18 protein-coding genes and 1 pseudogene are annotated in these 19,148 nt (G+C 61.7%); 16 read left to right on the plus strand and 3 right to left on the minus strand.

Annotated elements, in window-relative coordinates; translation table 11 throughout:
* Positions 1-62 precede the first annotated feature (62 nt).
* The 16 genes and pseudogenes from AC0L2X_RS06590 (at position 63) to AC0L2X_RS06665 (ending at position 15,002) form a co-directional block, all read left to right on the plus strand.
* A complete protein-coding gene (locus AC0L2X_RS06590) occupies positions 63-929 on the plus strand; it encodes a branched-chain amino acid ABC transporter permease (RefSeq protein WP_352466754.1) in 867 nt (288 codons plus the stop codon).
* 5 nt (positions 930-934) lie between these two features.
* The gene (locus tag AC0L2X_RS06595; RefSeq protein ID WP_292659991.1) at positions 935-1,909 is read left to right on the plus strand and encodes a branched-chain amino acid ABC transporter permease; all 975 of its coding nucleotides are present in this window, start codon (positions 935-937) and stop codon (positions 1,907-1,909) included.
* Positions 1,910-1,913: 4 nt separating this feature from the next.
* Positions 1,914-2,693 (plus strand): ABC transporter ATP-binding protein, encoded by a 780-nt coding sequence (locus tag AC0L2X_RS06600; protein WP_352488882.1) that lies wholly within the window; start codon positions 1,914-1,916, stop codon positions 2,691-2,693.
* Between the two features lie 2 nt (positions 2,694-2,695).
* Complete coding sequence (locus AC0L2X_RS06605) at positions 2,696-3,418, plus strand: ABC transporter ATP-binding protein (protein WP_352466752.1); 723 nt, start codon at positions 2,696-2,698, stop codon at positions 3,416-3,418.
* 8 nt (positions 3,419-3,426) lie between these two features.
* Positions 3,427-4,167: an aspartate/glutamate racemase family protein gene (locus AC0L2X_RS06610; protein WP_023722329.1), complete on the plus strand. Its 741-nt coding sequence runs from the start codon at positions 3,427-3,429 to the stop codon at positions 4,165-4,167.
* A 102-nt stretch (positions 4,168-4,269) separates the two neighbouring features.
* Complete coding sequence (locus tag AC0L2X_RS06615) at positions 4,270-4,974, plus strand: GntR family transcriptional regulator (RefSeq protein ID WP_473558937.1); 705 nt, start codon at positions 4,270-4,272, stop codon at positions 4,972-4,974.
* A gap of 423 nt (positions 4,975-5,397) precedes the next feature.
* The gene (locus AC0L2X_RS06620) at positions 5,398-5,670 is read left to right on the plus strand and encodes a helix-turn-helix domain-containing protein (protein WP_352488880.1); all 273 of its coding nucleotides are present in this window, start codon (positions 5,398-5,400) and stop codon (positions 5,668-5,670) included.
* A gap of 115 nt (positions 5,671-5,785) precedes the next feature.
* Positions 5,786-6,553 (plus strand): annotated as a pseudogene (locus AC0L2X_RS06625) (YoaK family protein); the annotation flags it as partial.
* 377 nt (positions 6,554-6,930) lie between these two features.
* A complete protein-coding gene (locus AC0L2X_RS06630) occupies positions 6,931-7,245 on the plus strand; it encodes a helix-turn-helix domain-containing protein (protein WP_023675522.1) in 315 nt (104 codons plus the stop codon).
* Positions 7,242-9,263 (plus strand): hydrogenase 4 subunit B, encoded by a 2,022-nt coding sequence (gene hyfB, locus AC0L2X_RS06635; RefSeq protein WP_473599449.1) that lies wholly within the window; start codon positions 7,242-7,244, stop codon positions 9,261-9,263. The genes AC0L2X_RS06630 and hyfB overlap by 4 nt, the downstream gene beginning before the upstream one ends.
* Positions 9,254-10,210 (plus strand): respiratory chain complex I subunit 1 family protein, encoded by a 957-nt coding sequence (locus AC0L2X_RS06640; protein WP_352488879.1) that lies wholly within the window; start codon positions 9,254-9,256, stop codon positions 10,208-10,210. The genes hyfB and AC0L2X_RS06640 overlap by 10 nt, the downstream gene beginning before the upstream one ends.
* Entirely contained in the window at positions 10,210-10,872 is a 663-nt protein-coding gene (locus AC0L2X_RS06645) for a hydrogenase-4 component E (protein ID WP_352488877.1), read from the plus strand. Before AC0L2X_RS06640 ends, AC0L2X_RS06645 begins: the two co-directional genes overlap by 1 nt.
* Positions 10,869-12,320 carry a hydrogenase 4 subunit F gene (locus AC0L2X_RS06650; RefSeq protein ID WP_352488876.1) on the plus strand — a complete coding sequence of 484 codons (1,452 nt, stop codon included), beginning with the start codon at positions 10,869-10,871 and terminating at the stop codon, positions 12,318-12,320. Before AC0L2X_RS06645 ends, AC0L2X_RS06650 begins: the two co-directional genes overlap by 4 nt.
* 17 nt (positions 12,321-12,337) lie before the next feature.
* Positions 12,338-13,855 carry a hydrogenase large subunit gene (locus tag AC0L2X_RS06655; protein WP_473599450.1) on the plus strand — a complete coding sequence of 506 codons (1,518 nt, stop codon included), beginning with the start codon at positions 12,338-12,340 and terminating at the stop codon, positions 13,853-13,855.
* Between the two features lie 12 nt (positions 13,856-13,867).
* Positions 13,868-14,407, plus strand: coding sequence for an NADH-quinone oxidoreductase subunit B family protein (locus tag AC0L2X_RS06660; protein WP_352488872.1), 540 nt, complete (start codon positions 13,868-13,870; stop codon positions 14,405-14,407).
* A 337-nt stretch (positions 14,408-14,744) separates the two neighbouring features.
* Positions 14,745-15,002, plus strand: a complete 258-nt coding sequence (locus tag AC0L2X_RS06665; protein ID WP_473558812.1) for a hypothetical protein — start codon at positions 14,745-14,747, stop codon at positions 15,000-15,002.
* Positions 15,003-15,167: 165 nt separating this feature from the next.
* On the opposite strand, the gene AC0L2X_RS06670 is transcribed toward AC0L2X_RS06665, so the two are convergent.
* Genes AC0L2X_RS06670 through AC0L2X_RS06680 form a run of 3 tightly spaced genes read right to left on the minus strand, consistent with a single transcriptional unit; the run spans position 15,168 to position 19,145 of the window.
* Positions 15,168-16,472 carry an NAD(P)/FAD-dependent oxidoreductase gene (locus tag AC0L2X_RS06670; RefSeq protein ID WP_473599451.1) on the minus strand — a complete coding sequence of 435 codons (1,305 nt, stop codon included), beginning with the start codon at positions 16,470-16,472 and terminating at the stop codon, positions 15,168-15,170.
* A complete protein-coding gene (locus tag AC0L2X_RS06675; protein WP_473599452.1) occupies positions 16,472-17,857 on the minus strand; it encodes a glutamine synthetase family protein in 1,386 nt (461 codons plus the stop codon). The genes AC0L2X_RS06670 and AC0L2X_RS06675 overlap by 1 nt, the downstream gene beginning before the upstream one ends.
* Positions 17,850-19,145: a nucleotide disphospho-sugar-binding domain-containing protein gene (locus tag AC0L2X_RS06680; RefSeq protein WP_473599552.1), complete on the minus strand. Its 1,296-nt coding sequence runs from the start codon at positions 19,143-19,145 to the stop codon at positions 17,850-17,852. The genes AC0L2X_RS06675 and AC0L2X_RS06680 overlap by 8 nt, the downstream gene beginning before the upstream one ends.
* Positions 19,146-19,148: the final 3 nt, after the last annotated feature.

Consider the following 19,148-nt stretch of genomic DNA (forward strand, 5'->3'; position numbering starts at 1 on the left):
AGCGGATTGCCGCAGAGGCTCGAGCATTCGTCTTCAGCCTCTGAACGGCCGGAACCATCCTGATGGAACAAGTCATCGCCAACGGGCTTTATCTTGGCGCGCAATACGCCTTGATCGCGCTCGGTCTGACCCTGATCTTCGCGCTGATGAACGTGCTTAACTTTGCCCATGGGCAGATGTACGTTCTCGGCGGCTTCGTCACTTACACCGTCTATGGCCAGCTCGGCATGCCTTTCGTCGTCGCGCTCGTCGCGTCCGGGATCACGCTGCTGGTCATTGGAGCGCTTGTCGAGAAATTCCTTTTCAGGACGGTGATTAAGCGAAGCGTGCGGGAGGAAAGTACGATGCTTCTCGCGGCGGCGGTCGCATTCTTCCTCGACGCCGTGATCCTCCTCCTGTTCGGCGAAAAGCAGCGCGGCGTGCCGAAGATCGTCAAAGGCGTCTTCGTCTCCGACAGCCTCATAATGCCTTACGACCGGCTGCTGGTCGGCGCACTCGCCATACTGTTCATCGCCTCCTTCGTGCTTTTCATGCAGTACAGCAAGCCGGGACGCGCCATGCGGGCGCTGGCGCAGGACCGGGTCGCGGCGCAGCTGATGGGCGTCGAGGTCGACCGCTATTCGATGATCGGCTTTGCGCTCGGCGCCATGCTTGCCGGCATAGTCGGGGGGCTGCTGGTCGCCATCACCGGCGTCAATTCGGGCATCGGTGGGCCGATCTCGATCAAGGCGTTCTTGATGGTGATGATCGGCGGGGCCGGCGTGGTCAGCGGAGCGATCGCCGGCGGCTTCATCCTCGGCATGATGGAATCGGTCGGCCTGACGGTCCTACGCCAATATGGCGACGTCACTTATCTCGTCATCTTCGCCGCGCTGATGGTGTTCCTGAGCATCCGCCCGAACGGGCTCATGGGCAAGCCGTGGGGATGATGGACATGAAGCGTACACGCAACATCCTCGCCGTCGCTGTCTTCCTGCTGGTCGTACTCGTCGGCGTGCCCTGGCTGATCGAGGCGACCGGTCGGCTCGACCTCTACTACACGCTGACCTCGGTCGCGCTGCTCAGCATCGCCAGCGCCGGGGTGTGGGTGACTTTCTACATCGGCCGCATCAATATCGGCCAGGGGGCCTTCGCGCTTATGGGCGGCTATGTTTCGGCCATTCTTGTCGTCCAGTATGGTGTGTCGTTCTGGCTGACACTGCCGCTGGCTGGGCTATTCTGCGCCGCTGCAAGCGTGCTGATCGGACTGCCCATCCTCAGGCTTCGCGGCGTCTATTTCGCCATGGTCACGCTGGTTTTAACCGAAGTGGCGCGGCTGCTCGCGCTGGCGCTGCCGATCACCAACGGCGCCAAGGGCATGGTCAGCATTCCGCTCCCCGGCGGCATCTCGATCTTCGGGCTGACCATCCTTCCAGATTTCGCGACGCTCGCCAATCCGCGTCCCGCCTTCTATCTGGTGTCGGTTGTGCTGATGGTGCTGTGCTTTGCGGCGCTCTACCGCCTAGTCCATTCGCGCATTGGCAAACTCTGCCAGTCGTTGCAGCAGAACGAGGAACTGGCCTCCTCGATCGGCGTCAACATCGCCTATCTGCGCGTTATCGCCTACGCCTTCTCCTCATTCCTCGGCGGTCTCGGCGGTGCGATGTTCGTCGCCATCTCGCAGTCGATCTATCCGTCGAGCTTCACCGTCACCGACTCGGTGAACTTCATGCTGAACTGCTTCCTCGGCGGGCTCGGCCACGTCTTCGGGCCGATGATCGGCACCTTCGTGCTCTATTTCGGCTGGGATTTCCTGTTCGAGACCGGCGAGTTCCAGTTGCTGATCTTCTCTTCGGTGCTGATCGCGCTGATGCTGTTCCTTCCCAACGGCCTGCTCAGCCTCAGGCTGTTCGGCAAGAAGCAGGGCTAGGACCATGACTGAGCTTCTCCAGATCAAGGCCGTGACCAAACGCTTCGGCGGGCTGGTCGCGGTCAACAATGTTTCCTTCGCGGTCCGCGAACGCGAAATCCTCTCGGTCATCGGCCCCAACGGCGCCGGCAAGTCGACGCTGTTCAAGTTGATTTCCTCTTTCCTCAATCCGACCTCGGGCGAAGTGCTATTCCGGGGAGAGCGGATTTCAGGCCTGGCGCCGCATATCGTCGCCCGGAAGGGCGTGGTGCGCACGTTCCAGGAGACGACGATCTTCAAGGGCATGACGGTGCGCGACAATGTCATCATCGCGCATCACCTGCGTTCCAACGCCAGCCTTGCCGGCTTCTATCTCGGCACGAACACCGCACGGCGCGACGAGGATGAATTCGGCCGCTCGGCCGACGAGATCATCGACTTCCTCGATCTCGGCGCGCAACGGCATGAGATCGCCAGCACGCTGCCGCACGGCCATCTGCGCGCGCTCGGGATTGCCATCGGGCTCGCTACCAACCCGACCGTGCTTCTGCTCGACGAGCCCTTCGCCGGCATGAACCATGACGAAACCGTGCGCGCGGTGGAGATGGTGCGCGACGTGCGGAAGCGCGGCGTGACTGTCCTGCTGGTCGAGCACGATATGCCCGCCGTCATGAACATTTCCGACCGCATCGTCGTCCTGAACTTCGGTGTGAAAATCGCCGAGGGAACGCCGAAGGAAATCCAGGAGAACGAAAAGGTCATCGAGGCCTATCTCGGCGCCGAAGATGAGGCGATCGGATTTTAGCCATGAGCGAACTGCTGAAAGTCTCCGACGTCGAACTCTACTACGACCATGTCTATGCACTGAAGGGCGTGTCGCTCAACGTCAACGAGGGCGAGACCGTCGCGCTGATCGGCGCGAACGGCGCGGGCAAATCCTCGATCCTGCGCGCCATCACCGGCCTGAAGAAAGTGCGCAGCGGCGAGATTCATTTCCGGGGCCACCGCATCGACGGAACGCGCCCGGACGAGCTGGTCAGGATGGGCATCGCCATGGTGCCGGAGGGTCGGCGCGTCTTTTCCTACATGACGGTGCGCGACAATCTGATGATGGGCGCCTTCACCCGCACCGACAAGGCCGAAATCGCAAGGACGCTGGACATGGTGCTCACGCGCTTTCCGCGCCTGAAGGAACGCTATTCCCAGACGGCGGGCACGATGAGCGGCGGCGAACAGCAGATGCTGGTGATCGGGCGGGCGCTGATGGCCAAACCGAAGCTTCTGCTGCTCGATGAACCCTCGCTCGGCGTCGCGCCGAAGCTCGTCCAGGACATCGCCCGCTCCATCGTGGCGATCAATCGCGACGAAAAGGTCAGCGTTCTCTTGGTCGAGCAGAATTCGCGCATGGCGCTGCGCATCTCGCAGCGCGCCTACGCACTGACGACCGGAAAGATCGCGCTGGCCGGACATTCGGCCGAGCTGCTTGGCGACGACCGGGTCAAGAAACTCTATCTCGGCGGGGAAATATGAAAGCGCAAATGGACATACTCGTCGTCAATCCCAACACCACTGCGTCCATGACCGAAAAGATCGGCGAGGCGGCGCGCGGCGCGGCTTCGGCCGGCACCAGGATCATCGCCGTCAATCCGAAGGACGGGCCGCCGAGCGTCGAAGGCTATTTCGACGAGGTCTTCGCCATCCCGGGAATGATCGGCGAGATCCAGAGACATCCGGCGGCGAGCGCCTGCGTTATCGCCTGCTTCGACGACACCGGCCTCGACGCAGTACGCTGCGTCGGCGAGATGCCGGTGGTCGGCATCGGCGAAGCGGCGTTTCACATGGCGAGCCTAATTGCCGGCAAGTTCAGCGTGGTGACGACGCTGTCGCGTTCGGTGCCGGCGATCGAGCACAATCTGGTGCGCTACGGCCTCGCCAGCCGCTGCGCCAGGGTGCGGGCAAGCGACGTTCCCGTTCTGGAGCTCGAAGTGCCCGGCTCCAATGCCCGCCATCGAATTTCGGAGGAGATCGAGCGCGCCATCCGCGACGACCGGGCCGAAGCGATTGTGCTGGGATGCGCCGGCATGGCCGACCTCGCCGCCGCGCTCAGCCGCGAACATGGCCTTCCCGTGCTCGACGGCGTCGCCTGCGCCGTACAACTCTGCGAGAGCCTCGTCAGCCTTGGCCTGTCGACCTCGAAGCGCGGCGGCTACCAGGTTCCACTCGAAAAATCCTTCGCCGGAATCTTTGCGCCCTTTTCGCCCTCCGGCCGTGTATCCTGATGCGTGCAAAATTGTTGACACTCCCACACAGGATGTTCGATGTCCGGCCGGAAACGCGGTGTTCGCGCCGCTATGCGATCCGGCCGCCGGGACAATGAGACGATGGACCTGCTTGGACCAAAGACACGGGATGGCGACAAGCCGACGATGCGCTGGTTTCCGGTCTATGCCGGCCTGCGCGACGCCATCGTCAGCCACCGCCTCGCACCGGGCACAAAGCTGCCCGAGGACGAGCTCGCCTCGATCTATTCGGTGAGCCGCGCGGTGATACGCGCGGCGCTGCAGGCGCTGTCGCATGACCGCTTGGCTCGGCTCGAGCCGAACCGCGGCGCGTTCGTCGCTCAGCCGACCAAGCAGGAAGCGCGCGAGGTGTTCGAAGCGCGGGCGCTGATCGAGCCCAAAGTCGCGGCGCTTGCCGCCGAAGTGGCAAAGCCGGCCGAGATCGCGCAACTGCGGCTTCATCTCGAAAAAGAGCACGAGGCCCTGCATGCCGGCCGCGACAGCGACGCCATAATGCTGTCGGCAAAATTCCATGTCGGCATCGCTGAAATCGCCGGCCATTCGATCCTGACCGGCTTCGTCAAGGACCTGTTGTCGCGGTCGTCGCTGATCATCGCGCTCTACTGGCGCCGCCGCGAAACCACCTGCGAAAGCCACGCCCATCACGCCCTCGTTGATTCCATCGAAAAGCACGACGCAAAAAACGCGTCCGACCTGATGCAAAGTCATCTCGTCGACCTTCTGTCGGGCCTTGATCTGTCGCTTGGCGAGAAGAAGCCCGAGAGCCTGTCGGACATCTTGCGCTGATCTCCGCTGTCAAACTCTTCGCCGGAGTTCGCCCATGTCCGCACGTGCTGGGCGTGATCGAAGCAATGCATGGCATGCATCGGTCCATGAGGACTGCTTCTTCGTTCCTGCCGTCATAACAGTAGCGCTCGTTGAGTCCGCGGCGCTGCCCTCTCCGGCGTCGCGACCCCCGACATGCCGCAGCAACCTGTCGGCTGCGGCGAGGCCTCGATGCCAAGCTATGACGTTTCGGTGCTCTAGATTGCACTCCCGGACAAGCCTCAGATCCTGAAAAGGTCTGTAGCGTTGAGTCATGCGGGCACGATAATCGCCAAGGTTCTCTCCACCAAGGGCAGATCATTATTTTTCGCCTAGTATTGATGTTTGATACGTCAATGATACTATTGTGAATATCATTTCTCATATTCAGACACCGACGCCTCGATGATCACTGCTTCCCAGCTTCGTACCGCCCGCGGCCTTCTCAACATCGACCAGAAAACCCTGGCGGAAATGGCAGGCCTCTCGCTGCCGACGATCCAACGAATGGAAGCCAGCCAAGGCAATGTGCGAGGCGTTGTCGATAGTTTGGTGAAAGTGATCAACGCGCTGAACCGCGGCGGTGTCGACCTTCTCAGCGAACATATGCGTAGCGACGATGGCGGCCGTGGCGTCAGGTTCCGGCATCCAGATACGCTGTTGGGCACGCCAAACTAGATCATGCAAAGCACGCTCTCGGCGCCACGCATTCACCGTCCTTCGTCTTCCTTTTCTTCTCGAAACACCCAATGAGCCTCTCCCGGCATGTCAGCTTGCGGTCCCGCTTTTCCGCATGGAAAGGCAAGGTTCGCTCATGATTCTGTACCTGCGCCGGCTAACCGGCAAAGAGCGTAGCGAAAGAGCCGACCGGCACCTCGCTCGCTTTCTGACGCTCATCGCAGGAGCCGCCAATGCTGGCGGCTTTCTGGCGGTCCAACAGTACACTTCCCACATGTCAGGCATCGTTTCGTCGATGGCTGATCACCTGGCACTCGGCAATGTCGAACTGGCGCTTTCCGGATTGGGCGCCTTGTTGTCGTTTGTCGCAGGCGCCGCCTGCTCAGCGGTGCTGGTCAACTGGGGAAGGCGGCAGGGTCTGCAGGGCGAGTACGCGTTCCCGCTTGTCCTGGAAGCGGTTCTGCTGATCTGCTTCGGTCTGCTCGGCAGCCATCTTGCGCGTCATGAAGCCCTGTTTGTGCCGATGACGGTGATGCTGCTTTGCTTCATCATGGGCTTGCAGAACGCCATCATCACCAAGCTGTCGGAAGCCAGAATCCGGACAACGCATGTCACTGGCCTGGTGACTGACATGGGCATCGAGCTCGGCAAGCTGCTTTATTGGAACATCTCGGGGAGTGACTCGGACGAACTGTTCGTGAAGGCAGATCGAAGAAAGCTGAGGCTGCTGGCGTCGCTTGTGGCATTGTTCTTTCTCGGCGGCGTCATCGGCGCTGTGGGTTTCAAGCATGTCGGTTTCGCGGCGACATTGTTTCTCGCGGCCATTCTCCTCGTGCTGGCCTCCATGCCAGTCCTGGAGGACGTCTCCGTTCGCATGAGGCGGCTTTGGCAGTAGCGCTACAGAGCTTTGCCGCATGCCAGATTTGGCAGCACATTCGCGAAGGCGCGGTTCCTAGATTTCGGCAGCTATTCCGTTGGGCTGATCCTGAAGCACGATGAGACCGGCCCCAACGGCAAGAGCCGGCCGAGATAAGGCCCATTTCCAGCCCCATCACGCGCAATCCGAGATGGCTGGCGACAACACTGGCCGTGACGGGAATGGTCGCATGCTTTGGTTCGAGGCGCAGGACGTATCGCCCGGTTTTCTACAACTTCAAGACAGATGCGTCACGCATCATTAATTGAATACGCCGCATTTTAATATATGCTGCAAGGCGTAGAGATAATATCTCAAAGCTGATCAAAAAGGGGGATGCGACCGTGATAACTGCTCCACAGTTGCGTGCCGCGAGGGCACTCCTTGGCATCGACCAGCGCAGGCTTGCCGAATTGTCCGGTCTTTCCGTGCCGACAATTCAACGCATGGAAGCCAGCGAGTCGATTATTCGGGGTAACGTCGATTCTCTCATGAAGCTGATCGGGGCACTTGACCTCGCCGGCGTGGAATTGATCGCTGAAGGCGCCTCCAGCCAAATCGGCGGGCGCGGCGTGCGACTGAAAGCGGATTTTGACCCCGCCAAGATTCTGGGCGGGGTCGATACGGATGCCAAACTCCCCGTGAGGAGCGTGGCGTGATTTCGGGGGCCGCGGTCCTCCTGTGGGGCGTTGCTGCGCTCCTGGGGACTGCGGTGCTTGCGATTGCGGAAAGCCGCAGATCGGACTCGGGAACACGCCTGATCTACGGCTTGACGCTAGGTATATCGGCGGCTGTGCTCATGGTTCTGGCGAGCCGCATCGCCGACAATCCCGTCACCCCGTCGACTGTGGTGTTGCCTCTTGGATTGCCATGGATTGGCGCTCATTTCCGTTTGGATGCGCTCTCGACTTTCTTCCTCATCGTCGTCAACTTCGGCGGCTCCATGGCCAGTCTTTATGGCCTCGGCTACGGCAGGCATGAGTCTGCGCCGCATCGGGTGCTGCCGTTCTTCCCGGCTTTCCTAGCCGGAATGAACCTTGTCGTGGTGGCCGACGACGCCTTCACTTTCCTGCTTTCCTGGGAATTCATGTCGCTCGCCTCCTGGGCGCTCGTCATGGCGCACCATCGCGAGCAGGACAATGCGCGGGCGGGCTACATCTATCTGGTGATGGCGAGCTTCGGCACACTCGCGCTGCTGCTTGCGTTCGGCCTGCTCGCCGGATCCGATGGAACCTATACATTCGACGCGATGCGAGCTGCCGGCCCCACGCCGTTCGCCGCTGCTTTCGTCTTGGTTCTCATGCTGCTGGGTGCCGGCTCCAAGGCTGGACTCGTCCCGCTGCACGTTTGGCTACCACTCGCTCATCCGGCTGCGCCAAGCCACGTCTCGGCTCTCATGAGCGGCGTGATGACCAAGGTCGCAGTCTATGGCTTCATACGCGTTATTTTCGATCTGCTCGGTGAGCGGGCATGGTGGTCGGGCGTTGCCGTGCTTTTTCTTGGCGGCCTGACGGCGGTTCTCGGCATCCTCTACGCGCTGATGGAAAAGGACCTGAAGCGACTGCTCGCCTATAGCACCATTGAAAACATCGGCGTCATCTTCGTAAGCCTTGGTCTCGCGCTCGCATTCAAGGCGAACGCCATGCCATCGGCTGCAGCGCTGGCGCTCACCGCCGCGCTGTTCCACGTCCTCAATCATTCCTTTTTCAAAAGCCTGCTGTTTTTCGGCGCGGGCGCCGTGCTGACGGCAACCGGAGAGCGGGATATGGAGAAGCTGGGCGGTCTCATCCATCGCATGCCCTTTACAAGTTTTGCCTTTCTCGTCGGTTGCGTCGCGATCTCGGCACTTCCACCCTTCAACGGCTTCGTCTCCGAGTGGCTGGCCTTTCAGGCCATATTGCAGAGCCCCGATCTGCCACAATGGGGACTGAAGGTCATGGTGCCCGCCGTTGGCGGTCTGCTGGCGCTGTCAGCGGCACTGGCCGCGGCCTGCTTTGTAAAGGCGTTCGGGATTACATTCCTCGGCCGACCACGCTCGGCCGCGGTGGAACTGGCGCGTGAGGTCGACCGCCACTCGCTGGCGGCAATGTTCGTTCTCGCTGCCCTTTGTCTCCTGGCCGGCATTCTGCCCGGTCTTGTGATAGACGGCCTATCATCGGTGACACTGCCACTGATCGGCAGCCGGATGCCTGTGCAGATGGCGCAGCCCTGGCTGTCTATCGTGCCGATTGCAGCGAGCCGCAGTTCCTACAACGGCCTGTTGGTGTTCCTGTTCATCGCCATTTCCGCATCCGCTGCAGCATATGTGATCCATCGCTTTGCATCACATGCACTCCGTCGGGGTCCCGCCTGGGGTTGTGGCTTCCCGGATGTGGTCCCAAGCTCGCAGTACACGGCCGTCAGCTTCGCGCAGCCTATCCGCCGCGTCTTCGGCACGTTTGTATTCCGTGCAAGGGAAACCGTCGAAATGCCGGCACCTGGCGAGACCGGTCCGGCTCGTCTGAATGTCGAAATGCATGATGTGATCTGGGAGACGCTGTACCTGCCTATCGGCCGGGCCCTCGACTTTGCGACCGACCACCTCAACCATCTGCAGTTCCTGACGATCAGGCGCTACCTGACCCTCGTCTTTCTCTTTCTCATTGTCCTGCTCCTGGTGCTCGCACTATGGCCGTGACTCTCGAGTTGGCCGTTCAAGGCGCGCAGATGGCGCTGGTGCTTTTGCTGGCGCCGCTCCTGACCGGATTCGTGCGCAAGGTGAAGGCACGGCTCTTGCGCCGCCAGGGTCCTTCCCTGATCCAACCTTACCGCGATCTCTTGCGGCTGATGCGCAAGGAAGTCGTTCTGGCGGACAACGCATCCTGGCTGTTTCGCGTGACGCCCTATCTGATCTTTGCCACCACCTGGGTCGGCGCGGCGCTCATCCCGACATTCGCCGCCGGCCTCACATTCAGTTGGACCGCCGATCTCATAGCCATTGTCGCACTGCTGGGAAGCGCCCGGTTCTTCCTGGCGCTGGCAGGCATGGACGTCGGCACGAGCTTTGGCGGCATCGGCTCGAGCCGCGAGGTGATGATCGCTTCGCTGGCCGAACCCGCCATGCTGCTCATCGTGTTCAGCCTGGCGCTCGTCGCGGGTGCTACGCAACTCTCAACGGTCGCCGCCTTCATGGGGTCACCGGAGGTTGGCTTGCGGGTGTCGCTCGGGATGTCGCTTATCGCCCTCGTGATGGTGGCGATCGCCGAAAACGCCCGCATACCAGTGGACAACCCATCGACCCATCTGGAACTCACCATGGTTCATGAGGCGATGGTGCTGGAATATTCCGGTCGCCATCTGGCGATGATCGAGTTTGCCGCCTTCCTCAAGCTTCTGCTCTATGTGTCACTGATTTCCTGCGTCTTCCTACCTTGGGGACTGGCGAGCGCCGGGGCAGGACTGGAATCCCTTGCTCCGGGTGTCGTCGCCTATGTCGGCAAGCTTGCCGTCTGTGGCGTTCTCCTCGCCGTGTTTGAGACTGCCATCGCCAAGATGCGCGTCTTCCGCGTCCCGGATTTCCTCGGGGCAGCGCTGATGCTGGCCCTGCTCGGCACGCTCCTGCTGTTCGTCTCACGGAGCCTCTGATGAACGGCCTCACCTTCGACATCGCTCACCTGCTTGCCGGCGGCCTGGTGCTGGTCAGTTTCATGATGCTGTATCAGGATCGCCTCTTTGCGCTGATCAACGTTTTTGCGCTTCATGCAATCGTGCTGGCCCTGTCCGTAGCTTGGCAGGCATACATTCAGGACGCGCATCATCTCTACGTCACGGCGGCGATCGCCCTCGTCTTCAAGGCGATCGTCATTCCTGTCGGGCTTCATCGCATCATTCAGCGGCTCGGCATCCATCGTGACGTCGAGACCGCCGTCGGCATCGGTACGACCATGCTTGCGGGGATAGGCCTGGTGGCCCTGTCCATGGTCCTCATGCTGCGCGTCACTCCCGAGGCTGATCCCCTCGCCCGCGAGGACCTGGCTTTCGCGTTGTCCATCATTTTGCTGGGGCTGCTGGTGATGGTCACCCGCCGCAACGCCGTCAGCCAAGTTGTCGGATTCATGTCGCTCGAGAACGGTCTGGTCCTCGCCGCCACTGGGGCCAAGGGCATGCCCCTGGTCGTCGAGATCAGTGTCGCCTTCTCGATCCTTATTGCCTTCATCGTCATCGGAGTCTTCCTGTTCCGCATCCGCGAGAGGTTCGACTCGGTGGATGTCGGCGCGCTCGACGACTACAGGGGAGAACACCGTTGACCGCGTTTTCTCTCGATGCGGTGGCCGCCATTTTGCTGATACCGGTCTTCGCGGCCGCACTCCTGGCGGTGCTGCCGAAATACCGGCTATCGGCGGGCGTCAATGTCGCTGCGAGCTTGCTGACCTTGCTCGCCGCACTGTCGCTTCTTGTCACCGACCGCCCGCAGCCCGGGCAGTATCTGCTCGTCGACGATCTCAATATCGTCTTTATCGTGCTCAACACATTCGTCGGCTTCACCACCAGCGTCTTCAGCGCTTCCTACATTGCCCACGAACTGGAGATCGGGCGGCTGACAGTCCCGAACTTGCGGTTTTATCACGCAATGTACCAGGTCATGATGTTCGGCATGAACCTGGCGTTCGTCTCGAACAATATTGGCTTGATGTGGGTGGCGGTGGAGCTTGCCACGCTGACCACCGTGCTCATGGTCGGCATCTACCGCACGCACGAAGCGCTGGAGGCAGCCTGGAAATATTTCATTCTGGGCAGCGTCGGCATCGCGCTCGCACTGTTCGGCACCATCCTCGTCTACATGGCTGCACAGCCGGTTGTTGGCGAGGGGACGAATGCGATGGTCTGGACGGTGCTCATCGCTCACGCCGCGCGCTTCGATCCGGCTCTGCTCAATGTCGCCTTCATCTTTCTGCTGCTCGGCTACGGGACGAAGGTCGGCCTTGCGCCCTTGCATGCCTGGCTGCCAGACGCGCATGCTGAGGGTCCAACGCCGATTTCCGCAGTGCTGTCGGGCTTGCTGTTAAACGTCGCGCTCTATGCCGTGCTGCGCTTCAAGCTGTTGCTCGCGGCAAGCCCGGAAGCGATCGCACCTGGGCCATTGATGATCACGATGGGACTGACTTCGCTTGTTTTCGCGGCCTTCATGCTCTACCGCCGCCGCGACATCAAACGCCTGTTCGCGTACTCCTCGATCGAGCACATGGGCATCATCGTGTTCGCTTTCGGCATAGGAGGCCCGCTCGCCAATTTTGCCGGCCTGCTGCACATGGTCATGCACAGCCTGACCAAGTCGGCGATCTTTTTCACGGTCGGCCACATTGCCCAGGTCAAGGGGACACAGAACATCGCCGAAATCCGGGGGCTGACGGAGACGCATCCTGCGCTTGGCTGGGCGCTCGTCATCGGCGTCGTTGCCATTGCCGGCCTCCCTCCGCTCGGCATCTTCATGAGCGAATTCCTGGTCGTGAGTTCGACATTTGCAAGACACCCCCTTTTGGCGATGCCGTTGGTTTTCGGGATTCTGCTCGCTTTCGGCGCCCTGCTGCTTCGACTGACCGGCGTCGCTTTCGGCGAACCGCGCGGCAGCACGGCACCCGCCGAGGCGTCCTACATTCCGATGTATTCCCATTTGGCGTTGGTGTTTGCCGCCGGCATCTATCTGCCGCCACCGCTGGTCACATGGTTCCAGCACGTCGCAAGTATCCTGGGGTGAGAGAGGAGAGAAAGAGCATGCCCGCGCTGATCGATCTCATCCTTGCTGGCCAACGTGTCGAAAATCATTTCCCGTGGTCGCGCGCCGTGGTGACTCCGAAAAAATGGGGCTTTGCCGTCGAGCAATTGGCCGAGGGCCACTGGAGCCTGCTCGGCCTATGGGGTGAGCCAGGCGCCGTCCACATGGCACTTCTCGATGAAAGCGCCGGGGACATCGGCGTTGTCAGCCTGGAATGCCCCAGTGGCCGCTACCCATCGGTCGGCCGGCTGCATCCGCCCGCATTGCGGCTCGAACGTGCGGCTGCTGACCTGTTCGGGCTCCTGCCACAAGGCGCGCCTGATACGAGACGGTGGCTTGATCATGGCCATTGGGGTGTCAGCTATCCGTTGAGTACCCGCGTCCGGACGTCTGCTGCGACAGCCTCCCCCTACAGTTTCCTGCCTGCCGAGGGGGAGAGCCTGCATCAGATCCCGGTCGGACCCGTGCATGCTGGCATCATCGAGCCGGGCCATTTCCGGTTCACGGCGAGCGGCGAAACGGTCGTCCGGCTGGAGGAGCGCCTCGGATACACGCACAAGGGCATAGAAGGCCTGATGGCGGGGTCCGACATCGACCGCGCAGCCAAACTGGCGGGCAGAACCTCCGGCGACAGTACCGTGGCATACTCGCTCGCTTTCGCCCGCGCGGTCGAGGCGGCGCTGGGTGTCGAGATTCCCCCGCGCGCGGTCTGGCTGCGAGCCCTCATGGCCGAGTTGGAGCGCCTGGCCAATCATCTGGGCGACATCGGCGCTATCTGCAATGATGCCGCCTTCGCGCTCATGCATGCCCACTGTGGGGTGCTGCGTGAGCGCGTATTGCGGGCAAGCGATGCTGCCTTCGGTCATCGTTTGATGCGCGACCGCATCGTGCCCGGAGGCGTGGCAAGCTTCCTGAGCGATGAGGGCACGACAGCGCTCAGGTCCCTGATCGCAGAGATCAGGCAACGGTTTCCCGCGCTGGTCGAGCTCTATGATAACACGGCGTCGCTGCAGGATCGGACTGTCGCAACTGGCCGGCTGAAGGTGGAACTCGCCCGACAGTATCGCGCCGGAGGGTATGTTGGCCGGGCCTCCGGTCGGGACTTCGATGCCCGCCGCAATCTCGCTTATCCACCCTATGGCGAACTCGCCTTCGATGTGCCTCTACTCCAGGAAGGCGACGTGAACGCCCGTGTCTGGATTCGTATCCGCGAGGTCGAACAGAGCCTGTCCCTGATCGAACAAGTTCTGCGACAACTGCCAGACGGACCGATCCGTGTCGATTTCTCGCAGACAGACCAACCGCATGAAGGCATGGCGCTAGTCGAAGGTTTCCGCGGCGACATTCTGGCATGGCTGCGCATTGGCAAGGGCGGCTTGGTCGAGCGCTGTCACCTCCGTGATCCGTCTTGGTTTCAATGGCCGCTCCTTGAAGCGGCGATCGAAGGAAACATCGTTGCCGACTTTCCGCTGTGCAACAAATCGTTCAACTGCTCTTATTCGGGCCATGATCTCTGAAGGCACGCTGTCATGCGCAAGCTTCTTTTTGAAAGCCTGATACGCCCCCCTCTCACCGAGCGTCCGCCGTTGGCAAGCAGCACGGCGGTCGACGAACTCGCACGCGCGCTCGACGGGGCTGCTCACAAACGATTGGGGCGAAGCCTGTCGATCCGGGCGATCGATGCCGGTTCCTGCAACGGCTGCGAACTTGAGATGCACGCGCTGAACAATGCCTTCTATGACATCGAGCGTTTTGGGATCCGGTTCGTCGCATCACCCCGCCATGCCGATGTACTGCTCGTCACCGGGCCGGTCACAAAAAACATGCGCGAGGCATTGAAGCGGACCTACGACGCAACACCCAACCCAAAATGGGTGGTCGCACTCGGAGATTGCGCAGGTAATGGCGGCTGTTTCGCCGGCAGCTATGCCGTGGTGCGCGGAGTGTCCGAGGCCTTGCCTGTCGATCTGCACATTCCAGGTTGTCCGCCGCCGCCAATCGAAATTCTGAAAGGCCTGCTCGCCTTGCTTGAGGGCGTGAATTCCAAGACTGGTGCTGCCCGAAGGTGACTATGCAGAGGCTTTGCCAAGGTTGGCCTTGTCGCTGCATAGATCCAACCAATGCGTAGCCGTGAGTTTAAGGGCATCAGCCAACCTGTGTCCCAAAATTGGAAGGCGCTCGGCGGCGGGAACGGCTAAAGCGCCTGCTTTTTCGACGGCGGCTCAGCCCCATTCCGTCGAAGGGTGAACCCGTTCCCTAGTCCGAAATGGTTACTTGCGCTGCAGCTAATGTAGTTACAATCTTGTGCCGTCGGAAGCTGCATTGGCCGGGCAGGCGTGAGTACCGTCTTCGCCGGCGACTCAAAGCAGTCGACCACACTTTTGCGGTGCACTAAGAGGGAAATCGATGAGATTGACGATTGTTTGCGCGGCAATTTTGATTGCCGTATCCACCGCCGCCATTGCGCACGAGAAAAAGAGGGTGGTCAGTACAGAAGTAACGTCGGCCTGCGCCGACCTGTCGGGCAGCACGATCAAGAAAAACAGGGAAACAAAATTGGATTGCAGTTCAACCGGAACTGTCTCCAGCGCGATTTCGAAAGACAAATCGGAGCCGCGCCTGGGCTATGAAACGGTTAATCCTGCAATCATAACGATCTATTAGCTGAGGAAACAGCAGCAGGTCTATCGGAGCTCAGGCTTCGGGAGCAGGGCAAGGACCGACTCGCGGCCATTACCTGCGTACCACATTCAAGCATCGCTTGGTGGCGGCGCGCGGCCTCATTGCGCAGGCTTGATCCTGCGGGTCGGAAATTGCCACTGCCTGCGCTCAATGTTTGATGCGGTCACGCATTGCATACCAAAGCATGCCGAGCACATAGAGCGGGCCGCGCAGCGCCGTGCCGCCGGGGAACGGAAGCGGGCTTAGGGTCGAAAACAGATCGAACCGCGAAGCATCACCGGTGATCGCCTCAGCGAGCAGCTTGCCCGACAGCGTCGACAGGATCACTCCCTTGCCCGAATAGCCATGCGCAAAATAGATCTCGCCATAGCGACCGACATGCGGCAGGCGCGATGTCGTCACCGAGACCAGCCCGCCCCAGGCGTGATCGATGCGGCGGCCGCGCAATTGCGGAAAGGTCTTTTCCATGTGCGGCCGCACGAAGCCGGCAATGTCCGCGGGCGGCGACGGCGTATAGCGCTCGCCGCCGCCGAACAGCAGGCGTCCATCCGCCGACAGCCGGTAGTAATTGACGACGAAGCGTGTGTCGGAGACGGCCACATTGGTTGGGATGGCGTCGCTCGTGTCGCCCAGCGGCTCGGTGGCGATAATGTAGTTGCCGACCGGCATGATGCGGCTGTTGACGCGCGGCTCAAGCCCGTGGAGCAGCGCATCGCCGGCCAGTACGACATGCCTGGCCCGGACCGAGCCTTTGGCCGTCGAAACCCGGGGGGAAGGTCCCCGCTCCAGCCGCAGCGCCACCGAATTCTCGTGGATGGTGACGCCCGCCGCAGCCGCGGCGCGAGCAAGACCGAGGGTGTAGTTCAGCGGATGCATATGGCCACCGAGCTTCTCGTACATCGCGCCGTGATAAGATGTGTTCACCATTCCGCGCGCCTGCGCTGCCGACAGCATCTCGACATCATGAAAGTTCATCATCGTAGAAAGGCACTCGGCCTCTTCTTCGAGGTCGCGCAGGTCGGAACCGTTGACCGCACCGGCCAGATGGCCGGTGAGCCTGAGGTCGCAATCGATGGCATGGCGCTCGATCAGACCGAGCACCAGGGCCCGCGCCTCGAAGGCGAGATCGAACAGCGCCCTCCCCCGTTCCGGCCCATATAGCTTGACCAGCCCCTTGGCGCCCTTGCGCAGGCCGGGGATCATCTGGCCGCCATTGCGCCCCGACGCCCCCCAGCCGATCTTGCCGCCTTCGAGCAGCACCACCTTCAGGCCGCGTTCGGCTGCATGAAGGGCTGCGGAGAGGCCGGTACAACCGCCGCCGACCACCACCAGATCGGCGTCGACGTCGCCCTGCAGCGCCGGATGGTCTGGAGCCGGATTGGCCGTCGCGATGTAGTAGGATTTGCCGATATCCAGGCCGGAGTTGAAGCCCCCAGAATTGAAGCCCATCATCACACCTTGAGCAGCAGATGGTCGCGTTCCCAAGAGGTGACGACGCTCTGGAACAGGTCGAGCTCAACGCTCTTGACGCGCAAATAGGTCTGGAAGAAATCCTCGCCGAGCACCGCCCGAACCGGATCGCACGCAGCGAAACGGTCGAGCGCTTCTTCCATGGTTTTGGGCAGCGTGCTCCTGCTGCGATAGGCATTGCCCAACGCTTCCGTCGAACGAGCGATCTTCTCCTCGACGCCGAGATAACCGCAAAGCAGCGAGCCGGCTATCGCCAGATAGGGATTGGCATCGGCGCCGGGCAGCCGATTTTCCACGCGCCGCGCGGTGCGCCCGCCGGCCGGCACACGCAGGCCGCAGGAGCGGTTGTCGTGCGACCACTCGATGTTGGCGGGTGCACTGTGGTTCGGCCGGATGCGGCGGAACGAATTCACGTTCGGCGCAAACAGCGGCATCACCTCGGGAATGTATTTCTGCAGGCCGCCGATGAAATGCCCGAACATCTCGGTGTCGGCGCCGTCACGCCCGGCAAATAGCGTGTTGCCGGCCTCGTCGACGACTGACATATGGAGATGCATTGAGCTGCCGGCTTGCGCGGCTATCGGCTTGGCCATGAAGGTCGCCTGCATGTCACCTTCCTGCGCGGCCTGGCGCGTCATTCGCTTGAACAGCAACACCTTGTCTGCCAGCGGCAGCGCGTCGCCATGCAGGAAATTGATCTCCAGTTGGGCCGTGCCCGATTCATGGATCAGCGTGTCGAGCGGCAGTCCGGCTGCCGCAGCATAGTCATAGAGGCGCCGGATCACCGGCTCGAATTGCTCCAGTGCCGCCATGTCATAGGGATGCTGCACGCTTTCGGAGCGGCCATTGCGCCCGACCGGCGCCGTCACCGGCCAATCGGGATCGGGATTGGGCGCGGTGAGATAAAATTCAAGCTCCGGCGCCACCACCGCCCGCCAGCCGCGCTGGCGATAGAGATCGAGCACGCCCCGCAACACGTGCCGCGGCGAAGCCATCCACGGCCGGTCGTCCATGTGGAACGCATCGGCCAACACATAGGCCTTGCCTGGTCCGCCACCGGGCGCCAGACAGAGTGTCGCGACATCCGGCACCATCCGCATGTCGGGGTCCTGGTAGGCGAACCCCTCGTCGACGGAACCGGAATAGCGGCCGTCGATGCTGACCAGGAACGCGCTGCTCGGCAGATAGAGTGCTCGGTCCTCGATCGCCTTGAGGAACTTGGCCGCTGGCAGGGCCTTGCCGCGCAGCACGCCGTTCATGTCGGGCACCAGGCACTCGACGTCGCTGATAGCGTGAGCGGCCAACCAGTCTTTCGGGTCGTTAGTGCCGTTCATGGTCGAGGCATCCGTTGTTGTGGTGTCAAGCATCAGACCGGGTCCTTGCGAGAGCGAGAATGGCTTCGGCGGCCACGTCCGTTCCGGGTGTCAGCGCCATATGCACTGCATTCTCCCGGAGGCGTGCGCGCATAGCAGCATCGGCCATCAGGCCGAGAATGGCTCGCTCCAATTCGTCTTCCGTCCAGCCATCGCGGCTGATGTGGCGCCCGACGCCGGTTTCCTCGGCACGTTGCGCATTGTCATGCCCGTCCCAGCAATAGGGCATGACCAGCGACGGCACGCCGAAACGCAATGCTTCGCAAAAGCTGTTGTTGCCGCCGTGATGAATGAAGAGGTCGCATTTCGCCACGACGGAAGGCTGTGGAAACCAGGCGTCGAGATAGACATTGTCCGGAACGGCGCGATAGCTGTCGCGCAGACCTCCGGCATTGACAATGAAGCGGGCCGGCAGCCTGTCGAAAACGGCGAGCATGCGCTGGATCAGGCCGACATCCATGGCGCCAAGACTACCGAAACTGACATAAACCAGCGGTCCGCCATTGCGCGGAAAGACCGGTACGTCGAACGGCCCCTCCGAGCGGACGCAGCCTTCGAGATAGACGAAGCTGGCAGGGTCGAGCGGCTCGGCGCGCTGCCTTCGCACAATCGTTGGGGTCAGCAGCAGATTGAGGGCGGGCGAAGGTTCCAGAAAAAGACCCGTTGGCAAGGGCGCAAGACCGGCGTCGGTCCGAAGCCGATTGAACCGGTCGTGCGCCGGAGCGACCGCTGCCAGATAGCGCGCCTCGAACGCCGCGCGGCTCGGGTCGTCGGCGGCGAGACCGGACAGATAGGGTGGCACATTGGCATCGGGAAGCTCAGTTTCGGCGCAGGAGACGACGCGCACCCACGGGCAACCGGCTGTCGCCAATGCCGGGAACATGACGACGTTGTCGAGCACCACGGCGTCCGGCTTCAGCCGCGCCAGCAATTGGCGCAGCGGCGCCTCGGCATTGACGGCAGTGTCTACGATTGCTTGCCAGGTCGGGGCAACATAGGTTTCGAGCTGATCGATGGGGCTCAACCTGAAATGCGGCAGATGACGGCGCACGAAGGCCTGCCAGTAGCTCTGGCGTTCGCTGTCGGTCAACGGATCGTCAGTCGGCAATTGGTATTCCTGAAACCCATAGTCGGCGAACACGCCAGAAAAGCCGGCATGGCAGATGAACACCGAACGGGCGTCACGAGCGCGCAGGGCCTGCGCTATGCCAACGCAATTCAGCGCAGCGCCGAAGCTCGCTTCCGGAAACAGTGCGATGGTCGGGCTGCCTTTGCGCATGATCCT

It is taken from the genome of Mesorhizobium sp. WSM4828, assembly GCF_055811175.1.

Bases quoted from the DNA above. Each gene is read 5' to 3' on its own strand.
- AC0L2X_RS06590 (WP_352466754.1), top strand. From the start codon at position 63: ATGGAACAAGTCATCGCCAACGGGCTTTATCTTGGCGCGCAATACGCC.
- AC0L2X_RS06595 (WP_292659991.1), top strand. From the start codon at position 935: ATGAAGCGTACACGCAACATCCTCGCCGTCGCTGTCTTCCTGCTGGTC.
- AC0L2X_RS06600 (WP_352488882.1), top strand. From the start codon at position 1,914: ATGACTGAGCTTCTCCAGATCAAGGCCGTGACCAAACGCTTCGGCGGG.
- AC0L2X_RS06605 (WP_352466752.1), top strand. From the start codon at position 2,696: ATGAGCGAACTGCTGAAAGTCTCCGACGTCGAACTCTACTACGACCAT.
- AC0L2X_RS06610 (WP_023722329.1), top strand. From the start codon at position 3,427: ATGGACATACTCGTCGTCAATCCCAACACCACTGCGTCCATGACCGAA.
- AC0L2X_RS06615 (WP_473558937.1), top strand. From the start codon at position 4,270: ATGGACCTGCTTGGACCAAAGACACGGGATGGCGACAAGCCGACGATG.
- AC0L2X_RS06620 (WP_352488880.1), top strand. From the start codon at position 5,398: ATGATCACTGCTTCCCAGCTTCGTACCGCCCGCGGCCTTCTCAACATC.
- AC0L2X_RS06640 (WP_352488879.1), top strand. From the start codon at position 9,254: ATGGCCGTGACTCTCGAGTTGGCCGTTCAAGGCGCGCAGATGGCGCTG.
- AC0L2X_RS06645 (WP_352488877.1), top strand. From the start codon at position 10,210: ATGAACGGCCTCACCTTCGACATCGCTCACCTGCTTGCCGGCGGCCTG.
- AC0L2X_RS06655 (WP_473599450.1), top strand. From the start codon at position 12,338: ATGCCCGCGCTGATCGATCTCATCCTTGCTGGCCAACGTGTCGAAAAT.
- AC0L2X_RS06660 (WP_352488872.1), top strand. From the start codon at position 13,868: ATGCGCAAGCTTCTTTTTGAAAGCCTGATACGCCCCCCTCTCACCGAG.
- AC0L2X_RS06665 (WP_473558812.1), top strand. From the start codon at position 14,745: ATGAGATTGACGATTGTTTGCGCGGCAATTTTGATTGCCGTATCCACC.
- AC0L2X_RS06670 (WP_473599451.1), bottom strand. From the start codon at position 16,472: ATGATGGGCTTCAATTCTGGGGGCTTCAACTCCGGCCTGGATATCGGC.
- AC0L2X_RS06675 (WP_473599452.1), bottom strand. From the start codon at position 17,857: ATGCTTGACACCACAACAACGGATGCCTCGACCATGAACGGCACTAAC.